This is a genomic window from Rhodovulum sp. (assembly GCF_011048875.1).
In the GTDB taxonomy this organism is placed as follows: Bacteria; Pseudomonadota; Alphaproteobacteria; order Rhodobacterales; family Rhodobacteraceae; genus Rhodovulum; species Rhodovulum tesquicola.
In genome coordinates, this window is sequence record NZ_DSDD01000216.1 from 1 (window position 1) to 2,777 (window position 2,777).

3 protein-coding genes and 1 pseudogene are annotated in these 2,777 nt (G+C 70.3%); all 4 read left to right on the forward strand.

From position 1 onward, the window contains the following. A pseudogene (locus ENN83_RS07505) lies at nucleotides 1-353 on the forward strand (dolichol-phosphate mannosyltransferase); the annotation flags it as partial. Continuing rightward, nucleotides 343-651 carry a lipid-A-disaccharide synthase N-terminal domain-containing protein gene (locus ENN83_RS07510; RefSeq protein ID WP_287185655.1) on the forward strand — a complete coding sequence of 103 codons (309 nt, stop codon included), beginning with the start codon at nucleotides 343-345 and terminating at the stop codon, nucleotides 649-651. The pseudogene ENN83_RS07505 and the gene ENN83_RS07510, both read left to right, overlap by 11 nt. Beyond that, the gene (locus tag ENN83_RS07515) at nucleotides 629-2,083 is read left to right on the forward strand and encodes an ArnT family glycosyltransferase (RefSeq protein WP_287185656.1); all 1,455 of its coding nucleotides are present in this window, start codon (nucleotides 629-631) and stop codon (nucleotides 2,081-2,083) included. Before ENN83_RS07510 ends, ENN83_RS07515 begins: the two co-directional genes overlap by 23 nt. A 49-nt stretch (nucleotides 2,084-2,132) precedes the next feature. Beyond that, the coding region (locus tag ENN83_RS07520) for a TIGR03862 family flavoprotein (protein WP_287185658.1) at nucleotides 2,133-2,777 on the forward strand (645 nt) is incomplete at its 3' end.

Sequence of the window (2,777 nt, forward strand, 5' to 3'; positions counted from 1 at the left end):
AGGATACGGCGTCGAAACGCTGGGCCTCGCGGCTGGCCAATGCGCTGCGGGCGCGGATTCTGCGCGACGGCACCCGCGATACCGGCTGCGGGCTCAAGGGCTTCCGGCGCGACGCCTTTCTGGCGCTGCCCTATTTTGACCACATGCACCGCTACTTGCCCGCGCTGTTCCGCCGCGACGGATGGGAAGTGGCGCTGGTCGATGTCAGCCATCGCGAGCGCCGTGCCGGGCGGTCGAACTACAACAACCTGCAACGCGCGCTGGTCGGCCTGCATGATCTGGTCGGGGTCGCCTGGCTGATCAAGCGGCGCAAGAAGGCACGCGCCAGCGAGGACACCGGCAATGTCGTTTGAGACGGTCTTTGCGTTCCTGGCGGTCGCAAGCTGGACCGAATTCTGGTGGGTGATGATCGGGCTGGGCGGGCAGTTGATGTTCACGGCGCGCTTCCTCGTGCAATGGATCGCATCAGAGCGCGCCCGGGATTCGGTGGTGCCGCTGGCGTTCTGGTATTTCTCGCTGGCGGGGGGCGCGATCCTGTTCGCCTATGCGGTCTACCGCAAGGATCCGGTCTTCATCCTCGGCCAGTCCATGGGCATCATCATCTATTCCCGGAATCTCTGGCTGATCCATGCAAACCGCCGCAACGCCTGAGCCCGGGGGCTGGCTGATCCCGGCGGCCGCGGCCGTCCTCGCGGTGACGGCGGCGCGGGTGGCGCTCTTGTGGTTCAACCGCATGGACCTGTTCGTGGACGAGGCCCAATACTGGCTCTGGGGTCGGGAGCTGGCGCTGGGCTACTATTCCAAGCCGCCGATGGTGGGCTGGGTGATCCGGGCGGCGACCGAACTGGCGGGCAGCGATGCGCCGTTCTGGGTGCGGTTGCCCGCGCCGCTGTTTCATGGCGCGACCGCGCTGATCCTGGGCTGGATCGCCGCCGGGCTTTGGGGGGCGCGGGCGGCATTATGGGTCGCGCTGGGCTATGTCACGCTGCCGATGGTGACGGTGGGGTCGATCCTGATCTCGACCGACACGATCATGTTCCCCTTCCTTGCGCTGGCGCTGGGCGGCTGGCTCAGGCTCTTGCGGGGCGGCGGGCGGGTCTGGGCGGTGGTCGCGGGTGTGGCGCTGGGGCTGGCCTTCCTGTCGAAATATGCCGCGATCTATTACCTGATCTCGGCCATTCTGGCGGGGCTGATCTTCCGCAGTGCCCGGCCTGCGCTGCGCGACGGGCTGACGGCGCTGGGGCTGTTCGCGCTGACCATTGCGCCGAACGTGGTCTGGAACCTGGTGAACGGGCTGACCACGGTCCATCACACGCTGGACAATGCCGATTGGGTACGTGACCCGGGCAGCCGGGCGGGGTTGAACCTTGCCGGACTGGCCGAGTTCCTGGCCAGCCAGTTCGCGGTCTTCGGCCCGGTCCTGTTCGGCGCGCTGGTCTGGCTTGTCCTGCGCCGCGGCGCGGGCGATGGCGCGCGGCGGCTGTTGCTGGTCTTTGCGCTGCCGCCGCTGGTGATCGTGTCGGGGCAGGCGCTGTTGTCGGGGGCCTATGCAAACTGGGCGGCGGCGGCCTATCTGGCGGGGACGCTGGCCGTCCTGCCCCGGCTTTCCCCGCGCTGGCGCGTGGCCTCGTTCGCGATGAACGGCACGGTGGCGCTGGCGCTGCCGGTTCTGGGGGTCTTTGCCGACCAGGCCGCGCCCAGGGGCAAGCCGCTGCTGGAACGGTATCTCGGCCTTGACGAGATGTCGGCCGAGATCGTGAGCGGCGCGCGCGAGGCCGGTCTGGGCGTCGTCGTGTCCGAGAACCGCAGCCTTCTGGCCGACCTGTTCTATTCGGCGCGCGACAGCGGGCTTGCCCTGCATGCGGTCCCGCCCTCGGGCCGGGCGCCGCATCACTACGCGCTGAGGCATCCGCTGCCCGAGGGGCTGGCGGGCGACGTTCTGTTCGCGACCGGAGGGGGGGCACCCGCCTGCATCATGGGGGCGGAACCGATCCGTGTGATCGCACCCGAGATGGGGGCCTGGCGGGGCAAGCGGGTTTCGCTTTTCGTCGTTCCCGCGGATTGCTGGTCGTCGGGCGAATGACGGCCGGGGGCCGTGCATCCCGCATGTCCGGCAAGAGGGCGGCGGCGTGATGGAGCGGATCGGGGCGCTGGTGATCGGGGCGGGGCCTGCGGGGCTGATGGCGGCCGAGGCGCTGGGCGCGGCTGGCATCCCCACGGTGATCGCCGAGGCCAAGGCCGCGCCTGCGCGCAAGTTCCTGATGGCGGGCAAGTCGGGGCTGAACCTGACCCGGGCCGAGCCGTCGGGGAGTTTCCTCGCGGCCTATGCCGAGGCGGCCGGGCCGCTTGGCCCGATGATCGCGGCGTTCGGCCCCGAGGATGTCTGCGCCTGGGCCGAGGGGCTGGGCCAGCCGGTCTTCACCGGCAGCACAGGACGGGTTTTCCCGACGGCGATGAAGGCCTCGCCGCTGCTGCGTGCGTGGCTGCGGCGGCTTGAAGGGTTTGGCGTGACGTTGCGCCCGCGCTGGCGCTGGACGGGCTGGGACGGCGCGGCGGTCACGTTCGACACGCCCGAAGGCCCGCGCGCGGTGCTGGCCGGGGTCACGATCCTGGCGCTGGGCGGGGCGAGTTGGGCAAGGCTGGGCTCTGATGGTGCCTGGGTGGGGCCGCTTTCGGCCGCGGGCGTGCCGGTTGCGCCCTTTGCGCCCGCGAATGTCGGGCTGCGGGTGGACTGGTCCGCGCCGATGGCCCGCCAGTTCGGCCAGCCGGTCAAGGGC